At 57.8% G+C, this 25,657-nt stretch carries 26 protein-coding genes; 12 read left to right on the top strand and 14 right to left on the bottom strand.

From position 1 onward, the window contains the following. The first annotated feature begins 91 nt into the window (after positions 1-91). The 3 genes from K5D32_RS01030 (at position 92) to K5D32_RS01020 (ending at position 2,209) form a co-directional block, all read left to right on the top strand. Complete coding sequence (locus tag K5D32_RS01030; protein WP_221599031.1) at positions 92-661, top strand: GNAT family N-acetyltransferase; 570 nt, start codon at positions 92-94, stop codon at positions 659-661. A gap of 88 nt (positions 662-749) precedes the next feature. Beyond that, positions 750-1,619, top strand: a complete 870-nt coding sequence (tesB, locus tag K5D32_RS01025; protein WP_025261913.1) for an acyl-CoA thioesterase II — start codon at positions 750-752, stop codon at positions 1,617-1,619. Continuing rightward, complete coding sequence (locus K5D32_RS01020; protein WP_221599030.1) at positions 1,616-2,209, top strand: HAD family hydrolase; 594 nt, start codon at positions 1,616-1,618, stop codon at positions 2,207-2,209. Before tesB ends, K5D32_RS01020 begins: the two co-directional genes overlap by 4 nt. Before the next feature lie 63 nt (positions 2,210-2,272). Here K5D32_RS01020 and K5D32_RS01015 read toward each other — a convergent pair whose 3' ends face one another. The 5 genes from K5D32_RS01015 to K5D32_RS00995 form a co-directional block, all read right to left on the bottom strand. Continuing rightward, positions 2,273-3,262, bottom strand: coding sequence for an alpha/beta hydrolase (locus K5D32_RS01015; RefSeq protein ID WP_221576602.1), 990 nt, complete (start codon positions 3,260-3,262; stop codon positions 2,273-2,275). Positions 3,263-3,266: 4 nt separating this feature from the next. Continuing rightward, complete coding sequence (locus K5D32_RS01010) at positions 3,267-4,160, bottom strand: neutral zinc metallopeptidase (RefSeq protein WP_221599029.1); 894 nt, start codon at positions 4,158-4,160, stop codon at positions 3,267-3,269. 80 nt (positions 4,161-4,240) lie between these two features. Further along, complete coding sequence (locus K5D32_RS01005) at positions 4,241-5,518, bottom strand: MFS transporter (RefSeq protein ID WP_221599028.1); 1,278 nt, start codon at positions 5,516-5,518, stop codon at positions 4,241-4,243. A 191-nt stretch (positions 5,519-5,709) separates the two neighbouring features. Then, positions 5,710-6,795, bottom strand: coding sequence for a tRNA (uridine(54)-C5)-methyltransferase TrmA (gene trmA / locus K5D32_RS01000; protein ID WP_221599027.1), 1,086 nt, complete (start codon positions 6,793-6,795; stop codon positions 5,710-5,712). Beyond that, positions 6,792-8,087 carry an NCS2 family permease gene (locus K5D32_RS00995; protein ID WP_221576598.1) on the bottom strand — a complete coding sequence of 432 codons (1,296 nt, stop codon included), beginning with the start codon at positions 8,085-8,087 and terminating at the stop codon, positions 6,792-6,794. Before K5D32_RS00995 ends, trmA begins: the two co-directional genes overlap by 4 nt. A gap of 419 nt (positions 8,088-8,506) precedes the next feature. On the opposite strand from K5D32_RS00995, the gene K5D32_RS00990 reads away from it, so the two are divergent. Genes K5D32_RS00990 through K5D32_RS00980 form a run of 3 tightly spaced genes read left to right on the top strand, consistent with a single transcriptional unit; the run spans position 8,507 to position 11,137 of the window. Next, a complete protein-coding gene (locus K5D32_RS00990) occupies positions 8,507-9,946 on the top strand; it encodes a cytochrome ubiquinol oxidase subunit I (RefSeq protein ID WP_221599026.1) in 1,440 nt (479 codons plus the stop codon). Between the two features lie 3 nt (positions 9,947-9,949). Continuing rightward, positions 9,950-10,957 carry a cytochrome d ubiquinol oxidase subunit II gene (gene cydB / locus K5D32_RS00985; protein ID WP_025261905.1) on the top strand — a complete coding sequence of 336 codons (1,008 nt, stop codon included), beginning with the start codon at positions 9,950-9,952 and terminating at the stop codon, positions 10,955-10,957. Between the two features lie 12 nt (positions 10,958-10,969). Continuing rightward, entirely contained in the window at positions 10,970-11,137 is a 168-nt protein-coding gene (locus K5D32_RS00980; RefSeq protein ID WP_038400044.1) for a DUF2474 domain-containing protein, read from the top strand. Positions 11,138-11,216: 79 nt separating this feature from the next. Here K5D32_RS00980 and K5D32_RS00975 read toward each other — a convergent pair whose 3' ends face one another. Continuing rightward, entirely contained in the window at positions 11,217-12,341 is a 1,125-nt protein-coding gene (locus K5D32_RS00975) for a methyltransferase (RefSeq protein ID WP_221576596.1), read from the bottom strand. A gap of 130 nt (positions 12,342-12,471) precedes the next feature. After that, positions 12,472-12,705, bottom strand: a complete 234-nt coding sequence (locus K5D32_RS00970) for a helix-turn-helix transcriptional regulator (protein WP_117163446.1) — start codon at positions 12,703-12,705, stop codon at positions 12,472-12,474. A gap of 338 nt (positions 12,706-13,043) precedes the next feature. Here K5D32_RS00970 and K5D32_RS00965 point away from each other — a divergent pair, with 338 nt between their 5' ends. Further along, positions 13,044-13,820 (top strand): ferredoxin--NADP reductase, encoded by a 777-nt coding sequence (locus K5D32_RS00965; protein WP_221599025.1) that lies wholly within the window; start codon positions 13,044-13,046, stop codon positions 13,818-13,820. Positions 13,821-13,886: 66 nt separating this feature from the next. Here K5D32_RS00965 and mscL read toward each other — a convergent pair whose 3' ends face one another. Beyond that, positions 13,887-14,333, bottom strand: a complete 447-nt coding sequence (gene mscL / locus K5D32_RS00960; protein ID WP_221576594.1) for a large-conductance mechanosensitive channel protein MscL — start codon at positions 14,331-14,333, stop codon at positions 13,887-13,889. A gap of 185 nt (positions 14,334-14,518) precedes the next feature. Here mscL and radA point away from each other — a divergent pair, with 185 nt between their 5' ends. Further along, positions 14,519-15,886 (top strand): DNA repair protein RadA, encoded by a 1,368-nt coding sequence (gene radA, locus K5D32_RS00955; protein ID WP_025261900.1) that lies wholly within the window; start codon positions 14,519-14,521, stop codon positions 15,884-15,886. A 149-nt stretch (positions 15,887-16,035) separates the two neighbouring features. Here radA and K5D32_RS00950 read toward each other — a convergent pair whose 3' ends face one another. Next, positions 16,036-16,404 carry a PilZ domain-containing protein gene (locus K5D32_RS00950; protein WP_221576593.1) on the bottom strand — a complete coding sequence of 123 codons (369 nt, stop codon included), beginning with the start codon at positions 16,402-16,404 and terminating at the stop codon, positions 16,036-16,038. A 277-nt stretch (positions 16,405-16,681) separates the two neighbouring features. Between K5D32_RS00950 and K5D32_RS00945 the strand changes: the two genes are divergently transcribed. The 3 genes from K5D32_RS00945 to yjiA all read left to right on the top strand — a co-directional run bounded on the left by K5D32_RS00945 (position 16,682) and on the right by yjiA (position 20,067). Next, positions 16,682-18,757: a carbon starvation CstA family protein gene (locus K5D32_RS00945; RefSeq protein WP_221576592.1), complete on the top strand. Its 2,076-nt coding sequence runs from the start codon at positions 16,682-16,684 to the stop codon at positions 18,755-18,757. Between the two features lie 27 nt (positions 18,758-18,784). Beyond that, the gene (locus K5D32_RS00940) at positions 18,785-18,982 is read left to right on the top strand and encodes a YbdD/YjiX family protein (RefSeq protein WP_025261897.1); all 198 of its coding nucleotides are present in this window, start codon (positions 18,785-18,787) and stop codon (positions 18,980-18,982) included. A gap of 104 nt (positions 18,983-19,086) precedes the next feature. Next, on the top strand, positions 19,087-20,067 hold the full coding sequence (gene yjiA, locus K5D32_RS00935; RefSeq protein ID WP_221599024.1) for a GTPase: 981 nt from the start codon (positions 19,087-19,089) through the stop codon (positions 20,065-20,067). Between the two features lie 182 nt (positions 20,068-20,249). On the opposite strand, the gene K5D32_RS00930 is transcribed toward yjiA, so the two are convergent. From K5D32_RS00930 to K5D32_RS25825, 4 genes are all read right to left on the bottom strand, one after another. Continuing rightward, on the bottom strand, positions 20,250-20,534 hold the full coding sequence (locus K5D32_RS00930; RefSeq protein ID WP_221599023.1) for a hypothetical protein: 285 nt from the start codon (positions 20,532-20,534) through the stop codon (positions 20,250-20,252). Between the two features lie 96 nt (positions 20,535-20,630). Beyond that, a complete protein-coding gene (locus K5D32_RS00925) occupies positions 20,631-21,032 on the bottom strand; it encodes a hypothetical protein (RefSeq protein WP_308125052.1) in 402 nt (133 codons plus the stop codon). A 52-nt stretch (positions 21,033-21,084) separates the two neighbouring features. Beyond that, the gene (locus K5D32_RS00920; RefSeq protein WP_221576589.1) at positions 21,085-21,372 is read right to left on the bottom strand and encodes a hypothetical protein; all 288 of its coding nucleotides are present in this window, start codon (positions 21,370-21,372) and stop codon (positions 21,085-21,087) included. After that, positions 21,369-22,745 carry a PAAR domain-containing protein gene (locus K5D32_RS25825; protein WP_260407082.1) on the bottom strand — a complete coding sequence of 459 codons (1,377 nt, stop codon included), beginning with the start codon at positions 22,743-22,745 and terminating at the stop codon, positions 21,369-21,371. Before K5D32_RS25825 ends, K5D32_RS00920 begins: the two co-directional genes overlap by 4 nt. Positions 22,746-23,108: 363 nt before the next feature. Between K5D32_RS25825 and K5D32_RS00905 the strand changes: the two genes are divergently transcribed. Beyond that, positions 23,109-24,278, top strand: coding sequence for an MFS transporter (locus K5D32_RS00905; RefSeq protein ID WP_221599022.1), 1,170 nt, complete (start codon positions 23,109-23,111; stop codon positions 24,276-24,278). A gap of 53 nt (positions 24,279-24,331) precedes the next feature. Here the strand turns inward: K5D32_RS00905 and glyA are convergent, their stop codons facing one another. Then, complete coding sequence (gene glyA, locus K5D32_RS00900) at positions 24,332-25,585, bottom strand: serine hydroxymethyltransferase (RefSeq protein WP_221576587.1); 1,254 nt, start codon at positions 25,583-25,585, stop codon at positions 24,332-24,334. Positions 25,586-25,657: the final 72 nt, after the last annotated feature.

Raw genomic sequence — 25,657 nt, 5'->3', positions numbered from 1 at the left:
TAGTGCCAGTAATGCAGGCCGTCGCACAGCAACCTTGGGCGTCGACAGGCTACACTGGCGCAATCATTTGCGTGGTACCCGGGAGGAATCGATGGAGCCGATACTCAAACTCGACAGCGCTCGGCTGTTGATGCGGCAATGGCGGGACGATGACCTGCCCACGTTTGCTGCCATGTGTGCGGATCCTCAGGTCATGCGCTACTTTCCCGAACCCATGAGTCGCCTGGAAAGTGCGGCGATGATCGGGCGTGTACGGGGGCATTTCGCTGAGCTGGGCTTTGGCCTGTGGGCTCTTGAGCGCAAGGACAATGGGGCTTTTATCGGCTTTACCGGTCTTGGGGTCGTGGGTTTCGATGAGCATTTCACGCCTGCGGTGGAAATCGGCTGGCGTCTGGCGCGTGAGCATTGGGGGCTGGGCTTTGCCAGTGAAGCGGCCTGGACGGTTCTGGGCTGTGGTTTCGAGCGTCTGGGCCTGGAAGAAATCGTGTCCTTCACGGCGGTCAGCAACGAGCCCTCGCAGAAAGTGATGCAGGCCATTGGCATGCAGCACGATGTGGCCGATGACTTCAATCATCCCGATCTGGAAGAGGGGCATCCGCTCAAACCCCATGTGCTGTATCGAATAAACCGTGAACAGTGGCTCAACACGCTCAAACCCTGATTCAGCCAGCCGCATTAAATTCTGTATCATTTCAACCCTGCCGCGCAGGTCTTGTGTGCGCGGGTATGTTTTGTGCGAGGAGTCGTGAATGAGCCAAGTGTTGGATGATCTGGTCGAGCTGCTGACGCTGGAACCGATCGAGGAAAATCTTTTTCGCGGTCGCAGCCAGGACCTTGGCTTTCGCCAGCTGTTCGGCGGGCAGGTATTGGGGCAGTCGCTGTCGGCCGCCAGCCAGACCGTAGAAGAAGATCGCCATGTTCATTCCCTGCACGGCTACTTTCTACGCCCTGGCGATGCCGCCCTGCCTGTGGTCTATCAGGTCGACCGTGTGCGTGACGGCGGCAGCTTCAGCACGCGCCGGGTAACGGCGATCCAGAAGGGCAAGCCGATCTTCACCTGCAGCGCATCGTTCCAGTATGACGAAGAGGGTTTCGAGCATCAGACCACCATGCCGCAGATTGCAGGCCCGGAAAACCTGCCTTCGGAGCTGGAGCTGCTGACACAGCGGGCGCACCTGATTCCCGAAGCCATGCGCGACAAGTTTTTGTGTCCCAAGCCCATTCAGTTTCGCCCGGTCACCGCTGAAGATCCGTACAACCCAAAGCCGGGTGAACCGGTGAAGTATGTCTGGTTCCGTGCCGATGGCACCTTGAAGGACGTTCCGGCGCTGCATAAATACTTGCTGGCCTACGCCTCGGACTTCAACTTGCTGACCACCTCCTTGCTGCCCCATGGCAAGACCGTCTGGCAGCGCGACATGCAGGTCGCCAGCCTGGATCACTCGCTATGGTTCCACAGCGACCTGCGCGCCGATGACTGGCTTTTGTACGCTATGGACAGCCCGTGGGCCGGCAACTCTCGCGGTTTCTCTCGCGGCAGTATTTTCAACCGCGCCGGGCAACTGGTTGCTTCGGTCAGCCAGGAAGGCCTGATCCGCCATCGCAAGGACTGGTCATGAGCCTCAGGGATATCCCGAACTGGGTATTCGACATGGATGGCACCCTGACCATCGCCGTGCATGATTTTCCGGCCATCAAGCGGGCACTGGGTATTCCGCTGGAGGACGATATTCTCGGACACCTGGCGGCCTTGCCTGTGGATGTCTCTGCGGCCAAGCATGCCTGGTTGCTGGAGCACGAGCGCGAACTGGCGCTGGCCTCGCGGCCGGCCGAAGGCGCTGTCGAACTGGTGCGCGAGCTGGCCGGGCGCGGTTATCGCCTGGGTATCCTGACCCGCAATGCCCGTGAACTGGCCCACATCACCCTTGAGGCTATCGGCATTGCGGATTGTTTTGCGATCGAGGACGTACTGGGTCGTGACGAAGCGACGCCAAAACCGGACCCGGCCGGGTTATTGAAACTGGCGGGCGCATGGGATGTGTCGCCCGGGCAGATGGTCATGATTGGCGATTACCGCCATGACCTGGATTGTGGCCGTGCAGCGGGGGCAAAGACAGTGCTGGTCAACCTGCCCGAAAACCCCTGGCCAGAGCTGACCGACTGGCATGTCGCCGATTGTGTGGCATTGCGGGGGATGCTGGATCAGTGATCTTCGCGAATGAACTCGCACCACACCTACCCCGTGGGGAATTCATTCGCGAACGGTGCGCAATCAAAACGGCTTGAACAATACCGCCTGCCCTTCAGGCGAAGTAAAGATCCCGTCACCGCTGTGCCCGACTTTCGGCACGATGACCAGATGCTGGTTCAGCCCTTCCGGGTGACGTTTTTGCAGGTACTTGAAGTAGTTCTGCCCGCGAGTCAGCCTGTTCGGGCCCTGTGCCTCGGCGGCGCAGGTCTTGTCCAGCGCCGGATGATTGAGGTCAGTGTCCAGTTCGCCCAGCAGATAGGTGATATCGCGCTTCACATAGGCTTTTTCGATATCCGCAGGCTTTTCCTTGCCTGAGTAGAACGGCATTTTCTTCAGGCCGTACTTCCAGTCGTCGAAGTTGGGGCAGCTTTGCGCCGATACGGTTTCAGGGCGCTCTGCGTCGAAGTAGGCGTAGGACGACGGGTTGGCGATCACGTAGCGCAGTTTCACGCCTTCACGATTGAGCAACGCATCTTCCTTGCCGCCAATCATTGCGTAGCGCTGCACCACCTGGGCACCACCGGAGTGTCCGGCAATGACGATTTCCTTGAGGTTGGGGAACAGCTTGCTGTCGCTCAGGCGTTTGAGGATGTGGTCAATGACGATAAACGAGCTGATCGGCTTGGGGTCCACAGCCGTGGCGCCTTCCATCCAGCTGTTCTGGCGCCAGCGCAGGATCGAGTCGGACAAGTGGTGGGCGACGATATCCTTCTCATCCAGAAACTGCGGGGCAATCAGCAGGGTCTTGCTGCGCTCCTTGGACTGGTTGGCCGCCCGCTCGATGCTGCGCAGGTAGGTTTGCGCATTGCGCAGGCGACCGTGCAGCACGATCACGACGCGCTCGATCCGGGGTTTTGGATGCACCCATTCCTGGCTCAGGCCCAGCGTGGCCTGGCTGCCATTGATGGTCAGGCGATCCGGGCTGATCGATTTTACCGCTTGATCCTCGGCATGAGCGCCGAGGCTCGCGAAGGCAGTGCTTAACAACAGGACCATAAGCGGTTTAATCATGTGCTCAGAGACTCTTGGCGGCGAACGTATCGCATTGGTTGATTTGACCTTGTGCAAAGCCGGTCTTGAACCAGCGCACGCGCTGGGCTGACGTTCCATGGGTGAAGGAATCCGGTACGACCCGGCCACGGCCTTGCTGCTGCAAGCGATCATCGCCAATGGCGTTTGCCGCATTCAGTGCCTCTTCAATATCACCCGGCTCAAGCCAGTTCAAACGCTTTTGTGCGTTGTAGGCCCAAACACCCGCAAGACAGTCGGCCTGCAACTCCTGGCGGACCAGCAGACCGTTATTGCCTTCCATGCGCTGGCCTTGTTGGCGAGCCGTCTGGACCTTGGCTGAAATACCCAGCAGGGTCTGCACGTGATGGCCCACTTCATGGGCGATGACGTAAGCCTGGGCGAAATCCCCGGCAGCCGAAAAGCGTTGGGACATTTCCCGGAAGAAATCCAGGTCCAGATAAATCTGCTGGTCGGCCGGGCAATAGAAGGGGCCTGTAGCCGAAGTCGCGAAGCCGCATGCGGAGTTCACTTGGCCGCGAAACAGCACCAGAACCGGGTCCTTGTACTGTCGGCCACTCTGGGCAAACACGGCCCGCCAGGTATCTTCGGTATCGCCCAGCACGCTGCGCACGAACTCGGCCTGCTGATCGTTGGCGGGCGGAGCCTGGCGTGTCTGGGGGTTGACTTGAGAGGTTTGCTGGGTCATTTCACCGGTGAGCTGCCCGAGAATCTGCATCGGATCCTGGCCGGTCAGCAGGCCAAAGGCGACGATAATCACGATGCCGCCCAGGCTCAGTCCCTTGCCACCGATGCGCATGCCGCCACCGCCGCCACCGCCGCTACTGCCATCGCGAGCATCGACTACGTTGTCGCTGCGTCGGCCTTTTTTCCACAACATTCTGAAGCCCTCCGCTGAACTCTAGGGAGTGTTGCCGGTGATACGTCATTGCGCCAGTCCGGCGGTCTGTCTGGCCAGCATCAGACCGGTTTTGCCCGGTGCTCGTTCTCTACGGGGGGCGCTGCATCGGCAAAGTGATTGACCCGGCGCAGGCTCTTGAACCCGACCATCCAGGCGCCCACGACGCCCAGGGTGCACAGACCGCCCATGATTGCCGCAGGAACCGGGCCGATCAGCGAGGCGCTGGTGCCTGCGCGGAATTCGCCCAGTTCGTTGGATGAGCCGATAAACAGCATGTTCACCGCATTGACCCGGCCACGCATGGCATCCGGCGTCGAGAATTGCACCAGAGCCGAGCGAATATAGACGCTGACCATGTCCGCCGCGCCTGCAATCAACAGAGCAAGGCAGGACAGCCAGAAGAGGGTGGACAGGGCAAACACCAGGTTCGCCACGCCGAACACACCGACGGCCAGAAACATAGTCATGCCGACATTGCGATCCAGAGGCCGCATGCTCAGGTAAACCCCGGTCGCCAGTTCGCCCAGGCTCATGGCGGCGCGCAGTGCTCCCAGCCCTTGTGGCCCGAGATGCAGGACCTCATGGGCATAGATCGGCAACAGGGCTACCACGCCGCCGAGCAATACGGCGAACAGGTCCAGAGAAATGGTGCCCAGAATGATTGGCCGGGAGCGAATGAAGGCGATGCCTGCGGTAAATCGCTGCCAGGCCCCGTCGCCCAGGTCCACAGGCTTGCCGGCAAAAGGCGTCGCGACCCTGCTCAGGCACAGAATGCCCACCAGGAACGAAACCACGCAGGTCGAATAGGTCAGTTCCGCGCCGCCCAGCGCATACAGACCGCCCCCGATCAACGGGCCGGCCACGGTGGAGCAGCGCATGATGACGCTGTTGGTGGCGATGGCCGAGGCGAGTTGCTCCCGAGGCACAATCTGCGGCAGCAGGCTTTGCAGCGCAGGCCCGGTGAATGCGCGGGCGCAGCCATAGAGCACGAGTGCGCCGTAGATCAGACGCAGGTCATGCAGTTTGAACGCCGAAAACAAGAAGAGAATCAGCCCGCACAGCGCCTGTACCGCCCAACTTATGCTCAGGATCAGCTTGCGGTTGTAGCGGTCGATCAGGTCCCCGGCCGGCATGAGCAGCAACAACATGGGGATGAACTGAGCAAGACCCACATAGGCCAGCGCCATCGGCTCACGGGTCATGTCATAGACCTGCCAGGCCACGACTATGGCCTGGATCTGCATGGCGAAGACCGCCAGCAGCCGAGCGAAGATAAAATTGACGAAACCTGGTGCGCGGGACAGTTTGACTGATGAGGCGGGGGATTCAGAACTCAAGACAGTTATCCATCGAAGCGGCGATTACATGGGTGGCGTCATACCTTAGCCCATGGAGCGCTACACATGAAGTAACTAAATTGTTTTGTGTGGTGTTGTTCGCGAATGAATTCGCTCCTACGAATTAGGTAGGAATTCATTCGCGAAAGGTTGCTGGGGCTGCGTAGGAGCGAATTCATTCGCGAAGGCTATCAACGCCTGACCAGCAAAACCCCCGATTCCATATGGTGCGTATAGGGAAACTGGTCAAACAGCGCGCAACGCTCGATCCGGTGCGTGTCGTGCAACTGGGCGATGTTGGCGGCCAGGGTTTCCGGGTTGCAGGAAATGTACAGGATGCGGTCGAAGCGGCGGGTCAGTTCGCAGGTGTCCGGGTCCATGCCGGCCCGTGGCGGGTCGACGAACACGCTGGCGAACTCATAGCTCTTCAAGTCCACGCCTTGCAGGCGGCGGAAAGGACGTACATCGTTCAGCGCCTGGGTCAGCTCTTCGGCAGAGAGACGCACCAGCGTGACGTTATCCACTGCGTTGTCATCCAGGTTGCTCAGCGCAGCATTCACCGAGGTTTTGCTGATTTCGGTCGCCAGCACTTTGCGCACGCGGGTGGCCAGCGGCAGGGTGAAGTTGCCGTTGCCGCAATACAGCTCCAGCAAATCGTCAGTGCGCTCGCCCAGCGCGTCATAGGCCCAGTTGAGCATTTTCTGGTTCACGGTGCCGTTTGGCTGGGTGAACGCGCCTTCGGGCTGGCGATAGCTGAACGTGCGACCGGCGACTTCCAGCTTTTCTGTCACGTAATCCAGGCCGATCACCAGACGTTGGCCTTTGGAGCGGCCGATCAGGCTGACATTCAGCTCGCTCGCCAATGACTGCGCTTCGGCTTGCCATTCTTCGTCCAGCGGGCGGTGATAGCACATGGTGATCATGGCATCGCCCGCGAGAGTGGTCAGGAAGTCCACCTGGAACAGCTTGTGGTTCAGCGTCGGGCTGGCTTCCCAGCGCTCTCGCAGCACAGGCATCAACGCATTGATACGCTCGCTGGCAATCGGCAGGCCTTCGAGCAGGATCGGCGTCTTGTTGTCGCCCGGCGCGAACATGGCGTAGTAACGCTTCTGGTCTTCGCGCCACAGGCGAAATTCCGCGCGCAGGCGGTAATGCTCGCATGGCGAGTCGAATACCTGCGGCTCTGGTGCGTCGAAAGGGGCCAGCAGCTCACGCAACCGGACGGCTTTTTCTTCGAGCTGACGATCGTAGCTCGCGGGATCGAAAGGAACACTCATGCGTTGAACCAGCCCAGCTTGATCACGAACAGAATCGACAGGATCACCAGCGCCGAATTCAGCTCGCGCCCGCGTCCCGAAAGCAGCTTGATTGCTGTCCAGGAAATGAAACCAAAGGCGATGCCGTTGGCGATGGAGTAAGTGAAAGGCATGGCCAGGGCGGTAATCACCACCGGTGCCGCGACTGTGAGGTCTTCCCAGTCGATTTCAGCCATGCCGGAAGCCATCAGCACCGCAACGAACAGCAAGGCCGGTGCCGTGGCGAAAGCGGGCACGCTACTGGCCAGTGGTGCGAAGAACAGCGCCAGCAGAAACAGTACGGAGACGACAATGGCAGTCAGGCCGGTGCGGCCACCGGCACTGACGCCGGCTGCGGATTCGATGTAGCTGGTGGTGGTCGAGGTACCCAGCAGCGAGCCGGCCATGGCGGCGGTACTGTCGGCGATCAGCGCACGGCCCATTTTCGGCATGTGGCCGTCCTTGCCCATCAGGCCCGCACGCTTGGCGACGCCGATCAGGGTGCCGGAGTTATCGAAGATATCCACGAACAGGAAGGCGAAAATGATGCTGACCAGACCCACGTCCAGCGCGCCCATGATGTCCAGTTGCAGAAAGGTCGGGGCCAGCGATGGAGGCATCGAGACGACGCCGCCGAATGGCGTGAAGCCCAGCGCGATGGAGGCGAGGGTGGTGACCAGAATGCCGATCAGGACGGCACCGCGGACCTTGAGCTGGTCCAGCGCCACGATCAGGAAGAAGCCCAGGGTCGCCAGTATCGGCGCCGGTTGTTTCAGGTCGCCCATGCCGATCATGGTCGCCGGGTTGCTGACCACGATGCCGGCGTTATGCAGGGCGATCAGCGCCAGGAACAGGCCGATGCCTGCTGCAATGGCCGAGCGCAGGGGCAGGGGAATGCTGTTGATGATCCACTCGCGGATCTTGAACAGCGACAGCAGGAAAAACATCACCGCTGAAATGAAGACCGCGCCCAGCGCCACCTGCCAGGTATGGCCCATGTGCAGGACCACGGTGTAGGTGAAGAAGGCATTGAGGCCCATGCCCGGTGCGAGGGCAATCGGGTAGTTGGCGATCAGGCCCATTACGGCCGAGCCGATGGCGGCGGCCAGGCAGGTCGCGACGAACAGCGCGCCCTTGTCCATGCCGGTTTCGCCCAGGATGCTCGGGTTGACGAACAGGATGTATGCCATGGCCAGGAAGGTCGTGACGCCCGCCAGTATCTCGGTCCTCACGTTGGTGTTGTGTGCCTTGAGTTGAAACAGCCTTTCCAGCATGTCTGGCTCTCCGTAACGCGGCCTGCGTCGTGAATGTTTGACTCCAGAAGCAAAGCACAGGCTGACGCAGCAGCCCGCCGTTTCTGCGAGTCGGAAAAAGCCGCGCATCATACCAGCAGGTTGAGGCTGTGGCTGCTCTGTGAAGTGCTCCTTATCGCCTGAGCACAAAGACCGTTCTGCTGCATGAGGCAACTCGCCACGCGGCAATAGACCACACAACCTCAAGGGCTGAATGGGACTACTCTTTCATGGTCGGTTGATCTGCATCATTGCGTTCACGCATTCAGTGTGAACCGAAAGCATGAAACCAGCATCGAGATACTCATCAGAAGACTTCCGATGCACCGACTCCCTGACCGTGGGGCAATCGCTAATGGCTTTCTGCCAAAGGCTGGTATCACCTGAAGAGAGGAAGAATCATGTTCGGTTTGGAGGCACTAGATCTTGCCCGCATCCAGTTCGCATTCACGATTTCGTTCCATATCCTGTTTCCTGCCATCACCATCGGTCTGGCGAGTTACCTGGCTGTGCTCGAAGGCTTGTGGCTGAAAACCAGCAACGACGTATACCGCGACCTCTACCATTTCTGGTCGAAGATATTTGCCGTCAACTTCGGCATGGGCGTGGTTTCCGGGCTGGTCATGGCCTATCAGTTCGGCACCAACTGGAGCCGCTTTTCCGACTTTGCCGGCGCGGTTACCGGGCCGTTGCTGACCTATGAGGTCCTGACGGCATTCTTCCTTGAAGCAGGCTTCCTGGGTGTGATGCTGTTCGGCTGGAACCGGGTCGGCCGCAAGCTGCACTTCTTCTCGACGGTCATGGTCGCCATCGGCACCCTGATCTCCACCTTCTGGATCCTGTCGTCCAATAGCTGGATGCAGACGCCGCAAGGTTTTGAAATCATCGACGGTCGCGTGATCCCCACCGACTGGTTCGCAGTGGTCTTCAACCCGTCCTTCCCGTATCGCCTGGCGCACATGTCGATTGCCGCCTTTGTGGCGACCGCTTTCTTCGTCGGTTCTTCGGCGGCCTGGCACCTGTTGCGTGGCCGCGATACACCGCAGATCCGCACGATGCTGTCGATGGCCATGTGGATGGCGTTGCTGGTCGCGCCGCTGCAGGCCGTCGTCGGTGACTTCCATGGCTTGAACACGCTCAAGCACCAGCCGGCAAAAATCGCCGCCATTGAAGGTCACTGGGAAAACATCGGTGACGAGCCGACGCCTCTGATCCTGTTCGGCTGGCCCGACATGAAAGAGGAACGGACTAAATATGCCGTGGAAATCCCCTATCTGGGCAGCCTGATCCTGACCCACAGCCTGGACAAGCAAGTCCCGGCGCTCAAGGAGTTCAAGCCTGAAGACCGGCCTAATTCGACCGTTGTGTTCTGGTCGTTCCGGATCATGGTCGGCCTGGGTTTCCTGATGATCTTTACCGGGTTGTGGAGCCTCTGGCTGCGCAAGCGTGATGCGCTTTATAGCAACCGTGCTTTCCTCTATCTGGCGTTGTGGATGGGGCCCTCGGGTCTGATCGCGATCCTGGCGGGCTGGTTCACCACGGAAATCGGGCGTCAGCCCTGGGTCGTCTACGGCCTGATGCGCACGGCGGATGCTTCGTCCGGCCACAGCGTCACACAAATGAGCATCACCCTGGTGCTGTTCGTGGTCGTCTATTTCCTGCTGTTTGGTGCCGGCCTCAGTTACATGTTGCGTCTGGTGCGCAAAGGACCGAAGAAACACGTCGAGCATACGCCGACCGGCGGTCCCGGCCAGAAACGCACACCAGCCCGTCCGCTCTCCGCTGCCGAAGAAGGCTCCGAAGACGGCGACAACCTCGACAGCCTGAGCAAGGGGAACTGAGTCATGGGCATCGATCTTCCACTGATCTGGGCGGTCATCATCATCTTCGGCATCATGATGTATGTGGTGATGGACGGTTTTGACCTGGGCATCGGGATTCTCTTCCCGTTCATGAAAGACAGCTCCGACCGTGACGTGATGATGAACACCGTCGCTCCGGTCTGGGACGGCAATGAAACCTGGCTGGTTCTGGGCGGTGCAGCGTTGTTCGGTGCTTTCCCCATGGCCTATGCGGTGGTGCTGTCGGCACTCTATCTGCCGCTGATCTTCATGTTGATGGGGCTGATCTTTCGCGGCGTGGCTTTCGAGTTCCGCTTCAAGGCCACGGAAGAGAAGCGTCACCTGTGGGACAAGGCGTTCATTGGCGGCTCACTGGTTGCGACCTTCTTCCAGGGCGTGGCGCTGGGAGCTTTCATCGAAGGCATCCCGGTGGTCAATCGCGAGTTCGCCGGTGGTTCGCTGGACTGGCTGGCGCCGTTCCCGATGTTCTGTGGCCTGGCGTTGATCGTGGCCTACGCGCTGCTTGGCTGCACCTGGCTGATCATGAAGACCGAAGGCCCGTTGCAGACGGCGATGCACGATCTGGCACGTCCCCTGGCGCTGGCGACGCTGGCGGTCATCGGTATTGTCAGTCTCTGGACGCCGCTGGCTCACCCGGACATCGCTCAGCGCTGGTTCAGCCTGCCAAACCTGTTCTGGTTCATGCCCGTGCCGATTCTGGTGCTGGTCACCCTGTACGGCCTGTTCAAGGCAGTGGCCCGCAATGCCCATTACACGCCATTCCTGCTGACGCTGCTGCTCATCTTTCTGGGCTACAGCGGCCTGGGAATCAGCCTGTGGCCCAATATCATTCCGCCGTCGGTTTCCATCTGGCAGGCTGCGGCTCCGCCTCAGAGCCAGGGCTTCATGCTGGTGGGCACGCTGTTCATCATCCCGTTCATTCTGGGGTACACCTTCTGGAGTTATTACGTTTTCCGCGGGAAGGTGACTGCTGAAGACGGTTATCACTAGAGGAGATTGGCGATGTCTGGCAAGAACTCCATGCACGACAAGGACCCGGCGCTGAGCAAGCCGCTCTGGCAGCGGCTGGCCTGGCTGGTCGGCATCTGGGCAGGCAGCGTTTTTGCGCTGTTCATCGTGGCCAGCCTGATGCGTATGTTCATGAATGCAGCGGGCTTGACCACCCACTGATCACCCGGCACTGAATTCCCGTCCCGTGTCTTGTGGACACGGCTTCATGACCCTCCTTGCGGAGGGTTTTTTTTGAGGTTTATTTGCGGGCTTTGAGGATCACGAACTTGGGCGTTGCGGCGACCTGTTCCACGCCGCGAAACAGCCGGGCCAGTTTGCTGTGATAACCCAGATGGCGATTGCCGACGATATACAACGCGCCACCGACCACCAGTGAAGCCCGCGCCTGAAGGAACATGCGCCATGCCAGGAAATCACCGACCACCTGCTGCTGGTGGAAGGGCGGGTTGCAGAGCACCACATCCAGAGAGTCCGGTTCCTGGCCGGCCAGGCCATCGCCGGCACGAATCACTACCTCGCGCGCCCCCAGCGTTGCCTGCCAGTTCTCGGCAGCCGACTGCACGGCCATGAACGACTCATCCACCAGCGTGTAACGGGCATCCGGGTTATCCAGGGCACTGGCGATGGCCAGCACACCATTGCCGCAACCCAGATCGGCGACTCTGGCCGAGCCGAGGTTTTTGGGCAGATAAGGCAGGAAGGCTCGTGTGCCGATATCCAGGCTGTCGCGACAGAATACGTTGGCGTGGTTGACCAGCTCGATGGCGGGTTGATCGAGTTTGTAACGGGTCGGGTAGGGCGAACTCAGGACCTCTCTTGGCTCCGGCGTGCAGAACAGCAGGCGTGCCTTTTTCACGGCCAGCGATGCCTGTACCGGCCCAACGTATTCTTCCAGCAAATCACCTGCCGAGCGCGGCAGGTGCTTGACCATAGCCGCCGCGATCACTTGGGCGCCCGGTGCCAGCTGGCCTTGCAGGCGAATGAGCTGTTCTTCCAGCAGCGCCATGGTCTTGGGAACCCGGATCAGTACCCAGTCGAAAGGGCCGTTCAACGGCTCGCTGGCCGGGATCACAGGGACGGCGTCATAGGCCATGCCATTGCGGGTCAGGTTCTTTTCCAGGCCTTGTGCCGCCAGATACGAATCGGTGCTGCTGACCACTGTTGCATGCTGTGCGAGGCTTGCGGCCAATGCGCCAAAGCTGTCGTTGAGTACCAGTACCTTGCTCTGCAGGGTCAGGCCGGTTTCTGCCACATGGTTCAGCAGGTATTCATCCGCCGCATCAAATGCCTGCAAAGGCTCATCTTGTTGTTCGGGTTGGCGAATGAGATCAAGTTGAGCGAAGGGACTGGTCAGCACGGGCATGGGCAGGATAACTCTGGGAATCGACGTATGTCATGCGAGCCCGGCATCTGATGGGCTCGCTGAGATCAGCAAGTTTACGTGCTTTTTGCTGTTTGGCACCCTCCATGTTGCGGGTCGATTGCCGACCTCTTCAGAACATCCCTCTCAAGGCTGCCTGCACGGCTGCAGCTGTCTTGTTGCAAACCCCCATTTTCTGTATCGCACTGGCGATATGAAAATGAATGGTGCGCTCTTTCAGACTCAGGATGATTGCAATGTCGCCCGCTGTCTTGCCTTCCGCGGACCATTTGAGGATCTCGATTTCTCGTTGTGTCAGGTTTTTTGCTGGAAATGGGGATGGTGAGTTGAATTCCATGGATCCCATGATCGCCTCCATGCCTTTGATGGCGAGTTGTTTCTGTATTGTCTAAGCAGTCTAGAAAAAATCCATCGGTTACAAATTATGAGAGAAACTATCTAGACGAGTGGTGTGATGGCTTTTTTGTATTCAAAGGGGTGTTCTCTGGCTGAAACGCTGATGGGAGCTTGGTTACGGCTTTTCAGGCACTCAGGCTTTCAACTAACCAACACCCGGCTCAAGAACCAAATACTCTAAATCGCCTGCACCGATGTTGGTCAAAGCACTACAAACAGCCGGTGTTTATCGAGCGCGCTTTGGGGGACACTGGAAACCTTTTCCAGCTCTGGAGCCAGAAGCCTCCCATGACCGCCAGCGAAGACAAGTTCACCCGCCAGACACTGCAGTGCGTGACGCCGTTGACCGACAATCTGTTTACTTTGCGCACCACGCGCGATCCCGGGTTCCGTTTTCGTGCCGGGCAGTTCGCTCGCCTTGGCGTGACCAGAACCGATGGCAGTACGGTATGGCGGCCCTACTCGATGGTTTCTGCGCCCCATGACGAGTTTCTGGAGTTCTTTTCCATCGTGGTTCCGGGCGGGGAGTTCACCAGTGAACTGAGCCGTCTGCGCGAAGGCGACACCTTGCTGGTGGAGAAGCTGGCGACCGGTTATCTGACGCCGGACCGTTTTGTCGACGGGCGAGACTTGTGGCTGTTATCCACAGGCACGGGCGTCGCGCCTTTTCTCTCGATCCTTCAGGACTTCGAGATCTGGGATAAATTCGAGCTCATCATTCTGGTCTACAGCGCCCGTGAATCCAGAGAGCTGGCTTATCAACCATTGATTGCCGAGTTGATGCAACGCGATTATCTGGCTGAGTACGCCGACAAGTTCCTGTTTCTGCCCACCGTGACCCGTGAGCAGCATCCCGGCGCCTTGCATGGCCGGATCACGCACCTGATCGAAAATGGCGAGCTGGAGCGTGCCGCTGGTGTCGAACTGACGCCCGAGCATTCGCGAGTGATGATTTGCGGTAACCCGCAGATGATTGACGACACCCGGGCCGTGCTCAAACAGCGCAACATGCAACTCAACCTGACCCGTCGGCCGGGGCAGGTTGTGGTGGAGAATTACTGGTAGGTGTTTTCGCCAATGAATTCGCTCCCACACGGTTTGCGTAGGAGCGAATTCATTCGCGAACAGCCATCAAACCGGACGACCAGGGTCCACCGTAATCGGTGTCGCTGGCTTGTTCTGCTCTTTGAGCAAATCACGAATCTCGCCCAGCAAGACTTCTTCCTTGGACGGTGTCGGTGGCAGGGTCGGGGCCTTGGCTTCTTCGCGCTTGAGGCGGTTGATGGCCTTGACGCCCATGAAGATGGCGAACGCCACGATGACGAAGTCGAGTACGGTCTGGATGAACTTGCCGTAGGCCAGCAGCACGGCAGGCGTTGTGCCTTCGGCCGCTCGCAGGGTAATGGCCAGGTCACTGAAGTCCACACCGCCGATCAACAGGCCCAGCGGGGGCATGATCACGTCGCCGACGAATGACGAAACGATCTTGCCGAATGCCGCACCAATGATGATACCCACGGCCATGTCGACCACGTTACCTTTGACGGCGAAGGCCTTGAATTCGCTTAATACGCTCATGGGTCATTCCTTGTTACAGATGGATGTGATCGGAATCAGTGTAACGGAGCAATCTGTATCCTGCCGTCTACACGTTCAATCGACCGGGCCTGGCGCGGTAAGTTTTATCTTTTGCGGTAAAAACCGGGTTCCGACGGCGCGGCATTCGCTGCGTTATCATGCTGCTTTTTACGACTGGGGTTGTCATGGCCAAGGCCAAACGCTTGTACGGCTGCACGGAGTGCGGCGCGACTTTTCCCAAATGGGCGGGCCAGTGCAGTGACTGCGGTGCCTGGAACACGCTGGTTGAAACCATGCTGGAAAGCGGCGCAGCCGCCCCTCCCAGCGGACGCACCGGCTGGACGGGCTCGCAGGCCCAGATCAAGACCCTGGCCGAAGTCAGTGTCGAAGAAATTCCACGCTTCTCCACCAATTCCAACGAACTGGATCGCGTCCTGGGCGGCGGCCTTGTGGACGGTTCTGTCGTATTGATCGGGGGTGATCCGGGTATCGGGAAGTCCACGATCCTGCTGCAAACCCTGTGCAATATCGCCGAGCGCATGCCGGCGCTGTATGTGACGGGGGAAGAGTCCCAGCAACAGGTGGCCATGCGCGCCCGGCGTCTTGGTCTGCCTCAGGACAAACTGCGGGTAATGACCGAAACCTGCATCGAGACGATCATCGCCACTGCGCGTGTCGAACATCCCAAGGTCATGGTGATCGACTCCATCCAGACGATTTTCACCGAACAACTGCAATCCGCTCCCGGCGGCGTGGCGCAGGTTCGGGAAAGCGCCGCCTTGCTGGTGCGTTATGCCAAGCAGAGCGGCACGGCGATTTTCCTGGTCGGCCACGTCACCAAGGAAGGCGCGTTGGCCGGGCCTCGGGTTCTGGAGCATATGGTGGATACCGTTCTCTATTTCGAGGGCGAGTCGGATGGGCGCTTGCGTCTGCTCCGGGCAGTGAAGAACCGTTTCGGTGCCGTCAACGAACTGGGCGTGTTCGGCATGACGGACAAGGGGCTCAAGGAAGTCTCTAACCCGTCAGCGATTTTCCTGACCCGTGCTCAGGAAGAAGTGCCCGGCAGCGTGGTCATGGCGACCTGGGAAGGCACGCGCCCGATGCTGGTGGAAGTTCAGGCGCTGGTGGATGACAGCCACATGTCCAACCCGCGGCGTGTGACGCTGGGGCTCGATCAGAACCGTCTGGCCATGCTGCTGGCGGTGCTGCATCGTCATGGCGGCATACCGACCCACGATCAGGACGTGTTCCTCAATGTGGTGGGCGGCGTGAAGGTACTGGAAACCGCGTCTGACCTGGCGTTGATGGCGGCGGTCATGTCGAGCCTGCGCAACCGGCCACTGCCTCATGACTTGCTGGTGTTCGGGGAAGTGGGGCTTTCCGGCGAAGTCAGGCCGGTGCCCAGCGGTCAGGAACGTCTGAAAGAGGCTGCCAAGCATGGCTTCAAGCGAGCCATCGTTCCCAAGGGCAATGCCCCCAAGGAAGCGCCGGCCGGTTTGCAGATCATTGCGGTTACCCGCCTTGAACAGGCGCTGGATGCGTTGTTCGAGTAGGGCTGATCAGTCAAGGCCACAACAAACTTGTAGGAGGCCGCTTGCTGGCGAAAAAGGCCTGAAATCGACAGATATTCTGCGTCTGTACGCTGAAGTCGCCAGCAAGCTGCCTCCCACAAAGTGATTTTGATCGGAACTCAGTCTTGGGCTCAAATCTCGATCAGCGCCGCCAGTTCCCTGTCCAGCTCAGCCGGATCTCCCAGATTCAGCTCCACCAGCCGCTTCAAATGACTGATCGATTCCAGTCCGATGTGCAGGCAGACGAATCCGAGATGTTGGTTGTCGTCATGGGTCAGCTTCACGTCCATCTTCACGTAGGCATCGTCGCTGAGATGGATGTCGACCAGAAAATGCTCGTCCGGGTCACCTGTCCAGGGTTCCGGCCGTTCGATGAGCAGTCCTTTCAGAGAGAGATCGAGCAACTGCACTTTCCAGTTGTGGTTGCCCTGGCTGAGGTCGGTCCTGGCATCGAAAGCGATGCGCTTGAAACGACGGCGATCTGAGGGGGAGTCGGTCATCAGGTGAGCTCTCGTGGTATCGACTGACGCTGGGTCAGCGGACATGCCATGGATAATGGCACCCTTGTCTAGGCACGATAGACCTGAACGGAGTTGCCGAACAGTTCTGTGGATAACTTTTATTGCTTCTGTAGATTCGTTTGCAGGAAGGGGAGGCGTTATTTACGTTTTGACAGGCTATTAAAGCGCTCTAGACCATGGTTGGGGGTGGCCTTTCGCTCCGACAGGGCTAAACTCGGGGTGCTTGCCTTCTAGTCAACTCTGCTGGAATAAGAAAATGAAAAATAACAATAGCCTAATGCGCCACGTGCCTTGGCTGCTTCTCGCAATTATTGGGGCTTGTGCCCTGGGGGTGGTAGCACTGCGTCGTGGCGAGGCAATCAATGCCTTGTGGATCGTGGTCGCTGCTGTAGCTATTTATCTGGTTGCTTATCGTTACTACAGTCTTTTCATCGCCAACCATGTCATGCAGCTCGACCCGCTGCGGGCAACCCCGGCGGTGGTCAACAACGATGGTCTGGACTATGTGCCGACCAACAAACACATTCTGTTCGGTCACCACTTCGCAGCCATTGCCGGTGCAGGCCCGCTGGTCGGCCCGGTACTGGCCGCGCAGATGGGTTATCTGCCCGGTACGCTCTGGCTGATCGCCGGTGTGGTTCTGGCAGGTGCGGTACAGGATTTCATGATCCTGTTCCTGTCCACGCGCCGTAACGGTCGCTCCCTGGGCGATATCGTCCGCGAGGAAATGGGTCGTATCCCAGGCACCATTGCCTTGTTCGGCTGCTTCCTGATCATGATCATCATCCTTGCGGTGCTGGCGCTGATCGTGGTCAAGGCCCTGGCTGAAAGCCCATGGGGCATGTTCACGGTCATGGCGACGATCCCGATCGCGATGTTCATGGGCATTTACATGCGCTACATCCGTCCGGGTCGCATCGGTGAAATCTCCATTATCGGCGTGGTCCTGCTGCTGCTTTCCATCTGGGTAGGCGGCTCGGTGGCTGCGGATCCGGTCTGGGGCCCGATGTTTACCTTCACTGGTGTGCAGATCACCTGGATGCTGGTGGGCTATGGCTTCGTTGCAGCAATGCTGCCGGTATGGCTGCTGCTCGCACCGCGTGACTATCTCTCTACTTTCCTGAAAATCGGCACCATCGTTGCGCTGGCCATCGGCATTCTGATTCTGGCACCCGAGCTGAAAATGCCGGCCCTGACTCAGTTCACCGACGGTACTGGGCCGGTCTGGAAAGGCGCACTGTTCCCGTTCCTGTTCATCACCATTGCGTGTGGTGCGGTGTCGGGCTTCCATGCACTGATTTCCTCGGGCACCACGCCCAAGCTGCTGGATAACGAAAAGAACGCCCGCTACATCGGTTACGGCGGCATGTTGATGGAGTCCTTCGTCGCCATCATGGCCATGGTCGCCGCTTCGGTGATCGAGCCGGGTGTGTACTTCGCCATGAACAGCCCGGCTGCAATTGTGGGCAGTGATGTGGTGTCGGTGGCGACAACCGTCAGCAACTGGGGCTTTACCATTACGCCCGAGCAACTGACCGCCGTGGCCAATGACATCGGTGAGCACACCATCCTGGCCCGTGCCGGTGGTGCTCCGACCCTGGCAGTCGGTATCGCGCAGATCCTGCACCAGGTCCTGCCGGGTGAAAACACCATGGCGTTCTGGTACCACTTCGCGATTCTGTTTGAAGCCCTGTTCATCCTGACCGCTGTCGACGCCGGTACTCGTGCCGGTCGCTTTATGCTGCAAGACCTGTTGGGCAGCTTCGTACCTGCTCTGAAACGCACCGAGTCCTGGGTGGCCAATGCCATCGGTACCGGCGGTTGCGTCGCGCTCTGGGGTTACCTGCTGTATCAAGGCGTGATCGACCCGCTGGGTGGCATTAATACCTTGTGGCCGCTGTTCGGTATCTCCAACCAGATGCTCGCCGGTATCGCCCTGATGCTTGCCAGTGTGGTGCTGATCAAGATGAAGCGTCAGCGCTACGTCTGGGTGACCTTGCTGCCTGCGTCCTGGCTGCTGATCTGCACCGTGACCGCGAGCCTGATCAAGCTGTTCGACTCCAACCCGGCCGTTGGCTTCCTGGCCCTGGCCAAGAAGTACAGCACCGCAGCGGATGCCGGTCAGATCCTGGCTCCGGCCAAGAACATGGACCAGATGCAGCACGTGATCTTCAACGCTTACACTAACGCCGGTCTGACCATCCTGTTCCTGTTCGTCGTGTCCAGCATCCTGTTCTACGCGCTGAAAGTCGGCCGTGCGGCGTGGATCAAGAAAGAGCGCAGCGACAAGGAAATGCCATACCAGCCCATGCCTCCGGGATCGCAGGTGTGATAACGGTCATGAAGAGAGGATCAGCCCATGTTCAATGACCTGAGTCGCCTCGGGAAATACCTCGGTCAGGCCGCACGCCTGATGGTGGGCATGCCCGACTACGACACTTATGTCGAACACATGCAGACCAAGCACCCGGACAAGCCGTTGATGAGTTACGAGGAGTTCTTTCGGGAACGCCAGGAAGCTCGTTACGGCGGCAAGGGCGGTCCCAAGTGTTGCTGATCCTCTGATCTGCGTTATCGTTTGAACCGACGCGCCACAGGCCAACACCTGTGGCGTTGTCGTTTTTATAGAGCATCTGTACATATCGAACTGCTGGAGTACACATGACTGTTGCGCAACCCATCCCCGTCACCGTATTGACCGGTTTTCTGGGAGCAGGCAAGACCACTCTGCTGCGTCATTTGCTCAAGGCCGAACACGGCTTGAAAATCGCGGTAATCGAAAACGAATTCAGTGAGGCCGGTATCGACAGCCAGTTGCTCGGCACCGATCCCGTGCAAATCATGACGCTGTCCAACGGCTGCGTCTGCTGCACCATCCACACTGACCTGACCAAAGCCCTTTATCTGCTGCTGGAGCGCCTGGACAGCGGTGAAATAGCCTTCGACCGACTGGTGATCGAATGCACAGGGCTGGCCGATCCGGCTCCCGTTGCACAAACTTTCTTCATCGACGAAGAAATGCGCGAGCGCTACATCCTCGACGGCATCATCACGCTTGTGGATGCGGCCCACGCCGACACCCATCTTGCCCAGACCATCGCCCAGGCGCAGATAGGCTTCGCCGACCGCCTGCTGGTGAGCAAGCGCGATCTGGTGGATGAAGAAGCCTTCCAGGCACTGTCGACCCGTCTGACCCGCATCAACCGCCGCGCCCCGATTCGCATCGTCGAACACGGCAAGATCGATCTGGCCGAATTGCTGGATGTCAGAGGCTTCAACCTCAACGCCGACCTCGGCGGCGGAGTCACCCTGCGCCCGCTTGCCCCGGCAGGCAAATCCGCCGACCGTATCTCCAGCCTGGTACTGCGCAGCGACAAACCGCTGGATATCGACAAACTCAGCGAGTTCATGAACGAACTGCTCGAAGACCACGGCAAACAACTGCTGCGCTACAAAGGCGTGCTCAATATCGCAGGCGAACCCCGGAGAATGGTGTTCCAGGGCGTACTGAAACTCTATGGTTTCGACTGGGACACCGAATGGGCAGAAGACGAAAAGCGCGAAAGCGTGATCGTGTTCATTGCCGATGAATTGCCGGAAGAGAAGATTCGGGCGGCGTTTGGTGAGATGGTGGGGGGGTAACACTAATGTGTGAGCCAGCCAGCTGATTTCGTAGGAGCGGATTTATCCGCGAGACGTCATTGAAGTCGATAAATTTTCTTCGGGGGTACGGGCTTTCGCGAATAAGCGGAGCCCCACCTGATTACTCCTGCGGGAGTTCTATTTGATTCATGATATTGCGTTTCGTTTGGTGAGAGCAGATATCAATCATCCCAACAGGAATTGAATTCCTCTTCCGTCTCAAGCCGGGTTTCGATACCCCAGCGGTATTTACAGTAGTCGATCACTTGCTGTCGTTGCAAAACGTTTATTTCATGCAGTTTCTTTTCAAAGTTCGGGTGGAATATCCTGTGAAACTTTATTTTTAAGGTGGGCTTTTTCTTGATGAAAAATACAGGGGTTGAATCTGTCTCCCCGTGATGTTCGTAATACCCAACGAACGGTGTGAGCATCAAGGCAGCAAGGGGCAGTATGAGAGTTCTCTTCATGCTGTGGGGGTCATGCCGGGAAGCGAAGGGCGACGATGATGTGCCGATTTAACTAGCCCTCGTCGCCGAAGAGTTACTTGCTTTTTGATCAAGTCTCTACCGATTTTTGCACGCCTCCAGTTCCTCCTTGTTATTCAGTCTGGTTTCGATGCCTAGGCGGTAATTGCAATAGGTAATCACGAGTTGACGCTGCCTTTCATTCAATTCATGCAGCTTTTTGTCATCGGCATCGTTGGCGAAAAGGTTCACGAATTTCAATTGGAATGTAGGGCGCTTCTTGATGAAAAGCACGGTGTTCACTTCTGCATCATCAATGGATTCGTAGCAGCCGATAAATAGCCAGGCAGTAAGTGTCACGGTTAGAAGTACGATTGATTTCTTCATTTTTTGGCGGTGCCAGCCCAGCAGTTGGGTTTTTGTTCGTATGGCTTGGACCAGTTCCAGTTGTTTTGTGATATCGATGGTTGCCGACGAGAGTGTCAGACGACAAAGAGGCATTGAGCTCTGCATTGTCGTCTGAAAAGTATTTTTGAGAGGTCAGATTCAGGTTCTATCGAGCTTGGCAGGCCTCCAACTCGTTGTCTGTATTAAGTTGGACTTCAATGCCCAGTCGATACTTGCAATAGTCTATGACTAACTGGCGCTGTTGGGTGTCAAGCTCTGCCAGACGCTTGGGGTCGGCATTGTTGGCGTAAATGTTGGTGAACTTGATTTGTAGTGTGGGGCTCTTTTTAATGAAGAAGTGGCTGTGAATTTCTGCGTCTTCGATTGAGTTGTAGTATCCGGTAAATAGCCAGGCGATGAAAAATAATAGGGGCAGGGAAAAATATTTTTTCATTTTATGGGAGGTTTCATAAGTTGGGTAACCTTGCGGATGTTTAAAGTCAGCTCCATGCCAATGTTGCCAGGGCATATTTTTCCTTCGTCTGTCTGATTAGGAAACTCTCTGTGTCCGCCTAAATATTTTATAGCCAGTGAATTTTTCAAGGCTGTAATGAGGTTGACTGTGGCATCCACTTGGTGTGCCGGGATTTTATTAGTGGTATCGATCCCTACTGTATGCAATTTCTTGCGTATCGATGCTACCCAGTCCTCGCCTTCTTCGGGAGTGGACAGGTTATTAAGCAAGACTATACCAATCACGCCAGTGTTATACCTATGTACGCTAGAGCCTTTGAATCGAATATCTCGTCCCTCATAGATGACTCCTTGGCAGTCGATCCCAAAATGGTAGCCAATATCATCAAATGCATCTGACTGATGACCCCTTTGGATATCTAGCATCTGCTCCTCACTTCTTCCACACGAATAACTGCGTCCCGCATGATGCAAAGCAATCATGCTGTAGTCCCAATCACGCTCCAGCGGATTTTTGGCTGGCTTGGCCCGCCACTCCGATCGCTCAACAAACTGATGCCCCAACGCCCGGACCTTGCGAATGATCGCTTCTCGCGTAGCGGCGCGATCATTAACCGTCACGGCGACTGGAGGGGGAGACTCGCCTGGCCGTACAGGGTGCGCCTTCGCCAAGGTAGTGAACTGGCCGTCAGCCAACGGTTCTTCTGATAATTCCGTGAGCGTGCGGGCCGGGGAGTTGAATTCGATATGCAGTTTGATGATCGAGTCCGCTTTGGTCGCGGCTACATGGACCATTCCTTGAGCGTCTGTAAGTCCTGTGGCTTTATTGCCGTCAACCACAGTGGTGTAAGCACGATTGTCCAGTGGTTTGCCCGTCTCGCTGTCGGTCACCCGAAACGAACAGGCAAAGTTGGTAACGACAGAGGGTGCATTATTGTTTTTCACCAGCGCTCCGGCGGCCTGAGCGCGTTGTTTCAGGTGCGGATCGGTCAGTAGTTCAGCCAGTAGTTCTTCGTTTACCGAGCCATCATCCGAGATTGCGCCAAGCTTACTGAAGTCGATTACCAGTTTCGAAGTGGATAGTTCACCGGTACTGCCCATGGTGTTGGTGCTGCCAGTGATGATAGTGCCGCCATGGCTGCTGAGGCTGCCCAGGTGGGCTATGGGCCGACCATTAATCAGAATGCTGGGAATGCCTGACACGATTACCGCACCGCAGCCTGATTTATCACCGACCCTGGCGACGGGCAGCCCGTTTACGAAGACATTAGGGGAGGCGCTAACGATCGGGGTCAGGCCATGCAAAGGAATGGGGCAAGCGTGCTGGTCTGTCAGGCGAGAAACGGGAGTCATGGTCAGCCTCAAGAATGCGAGGCATGCATCGTTGCGCGTATGACCTTGGTGTTTATGCAGGACGTTTCTGCGAGGGTTGCAAGAAATGGCTGAGAGTTAGATCGCCCGCAGGTTTTTTGAAAACACAGAGTGGGGCTAAAAAGCCAGGTAATGGCGGCCAATTCGTTGTGGTATGTAGCAGATCCCCTGTGAATTCAATAAAGAGCTTTCTTACAGAAAAAACACTGCGGCTCTGCTTTTGCTCAGAAGTCCCCTACATACATTAATAAGCAGCGCTGCAAAAATGGCAGTTCAGTTGTCAGAGGTTTTGTTTTTTACTGATAACCAATAAATAAACTCACAGCGATCTGGCTGCCTTAAACCATGAAAATCGACAGCCATATCGTTATCTCTTGTCTGGCCGTGCTGACGGCGCAGTCAGGCATAACCCTCTATCTTCCGTCCTTGCCCTCAATTGTCGAAAATTTTCATGCCAGCCCCGGTTTTTCGGCGCTGACACTTTCGGCATTTCTGGCGGGGATGGGGTTGCCGATGTTGCTGTGGGGCAGGGTGGCGGCCTTGCTGGGGGGCAGGGCAACGATGATCTGGGCGCTTTTGCTGTTTTCTATCAGCAGCCTGGGTGTTGCGCTATCGGCCGACACTGGCATGTTCATTATCTGTCGCACTGTTCAAGGAGCGGCTGCCGGAGGTATTTCGGTCATGGCTCGTGTGTTGTTACGCGATAATTTCAGCGCTCAGCATTTGGCAAAGGCTCTGAGCTGGCTGTCGATCTGCTTTGTGATATCGCTGGGTCTGGCGCAGTTTGCAGGTGCGTTGATACATACAGCCTGGGGCTGGAGGGCAGTTTTTTTCACAAGTGCAGCTTTGGGCTTTTTATTGATCTTCCCTGTTATGCGATACACCCCGAGTGGAGCGCCTGATCGTCGGGCCTCAAGCCCAGGTCGAAAAATATACGGCACCCTCATTCGAGACGTTCAATTCATGCGACCAGTATTGGCGGGTGGCTTGGGTTATGGCGTGATTATTCTTTTCGGAGCCAGTGCCCCAGCGCTCTTTCAGCTTCGCTTCAACTGGACTTCCGTGGAGTATGGCTGGATGGGGTGGCCAGTCAGCGGTGCCTATATGCTTGGTGCCTTGTCGGTCGGTTGGCTGCTTTTAAAACGCAGTCAGGATCAGAGCCTGATGCTTGGGTTGAAGCTTCTGGCATTGGGTGCCTTGCTGATGGGAGCAGGGCAGTTCCTGTTTCCAGCAACAGGCTCTGCTCTGTGGCTGTCTTACTGTTTGCTGCTTTTCGGTCAGGGCATCGTTTATCCACTTTGCCAATCCCTTGCCAATCAGAGTACGTCTGTCAGCGGTCCCTACGCCATGGCATTGACCGGATTCATACATCAGGCGATAGCTGCATGCTGTGGGTTGATAGCCGGTGTTTTGCCGCCGGGTCAGCCAGGGCCATTCACGCTTGTCTGTATCGTGCTTGCAACTCTGGCGCTATGTATCTATTGCGCAGGCCGCGTGAAAGCCCCCCATAAATGAAAAAGCCCGGACTCAAGAGCCCGGGCTTTTTCATGTGACCAGTAACTACGCTATCAAGCGCCGTAAACCGGCAGCTTGGCGCAGATGGCTTTGACCTTCTCGCGAACGGCGTCGATTACCGCTTCGTTGTTCAGGTCGGCCAGGATGTCGCAGATCCAGCCAGCCAGTTCCTTGCACTCTGCTTCCTTGAAGCCGCGAGTGGTCACTGCCGGGGTGCCGAAGCGCAGGCCGGAGGTGACGAACGGGGAGCGTGGGTCGTTCGGGACGGAGTTCTTGTTCACGGTGATGAAGGCGCGGCCCAGGGCGGCGTCTGCGTCTTTACCGGAAATGTCCTGTTTGATCAGCGACAGCAGGAACAGGTGGTTTTCAGTACCGCCGGAAACCACGTCGAAACCGCGCTCGATGAACACGCCAGCCATGGCCTTGGCGTTCTTGACCACTTGTTGCTGGTAGGTCTTGAACTCAGGTTGCAGCGCTTCCTTGAAGCAGACAGCCTTGGCCGCGATGACGTGCTCCAGCGGGCCGCCCTGTGCGCCAGGGAATACTGCCGAGTTCAGCTTCTTCTCGATGTCGGCGTTGGCGCGAGCCAGGATCAGGCCGCCGCGTGGACCGCGCAGGGTCTTGTGGGTCGTGGTGGTGACCACGTCAGCGAATGGAACCGGGTTCGGGTAGACACCAGCGGCAACCAGACCGGCTACGTGAGCCATGTCGACGAACAGGTAGGCACCGACCTTGTCAGCGATTTCGCGGAAACGGGCGAAGTCCAGAACCTGGGAGTAGGCAGAGAAACCGGCCACGATCATTTTTGGCTTGTGCTCGACAGCCAGACGCTCGACTTCGTCGTAGTCGATCATGCCATTGCCATCGATGCCGTACTGAACGGCGTTGTACAGCTTGCCCGAGGAACTGACGCTGGCGCCGTGGGTCAGGTGACCGCCGTGAGCCAGGCTCATGCCCAGAATGGTGTCGCCGCCTTGCAGCAGAGCCAGGTAAACAGCCGAGTTTGCCTGGGAGCCAGCGTGAGGCTGGACGTTGGCGTAATCGGCGCCGAACAGTTCCTTGGCGCGGTCGATGGCCAGTTGCTCAACGACGTCGACGTACTCGCAGCCACCGTAGTAGCGCTTGCCCGGATAGCCTTCAGCGTACTTGTTGGTCAGGACCGAGCCCTGAGCCTCCATGACAGCCGGGCTGGTGTAGTTTTCCGAGGCAATCAGTTCGATGTGCTCTTCCTGGCGCAGGGCTTCCTGCTCCATGGCGGCAAAAAGATCGGAGTCGTACTTCGCGAGAGTCAAATCACGGCTGAACATGGCAGTCCTCGAGGGGTTGGAGCGGAAAAGGGGGGCATTCTACCCCATCGCGTTTTATCTGGCATATGAAAG

Origin of the sequence: Pseudomonas cichorii (genome assembly GCF_019719005.1) — a bacterium.
GTDB lineage: Bacteria > Pseudomonadota > Gammaproteobacteria > Pseudomonadales > Pseudomonadaceae > Aquipseudomonas > Aquipseudomonas cichorii_E.
Note: the sequence above shows the minus strand (reverse complement) of the source record. Positions and strands in the feature narration are given on the sequence as shown.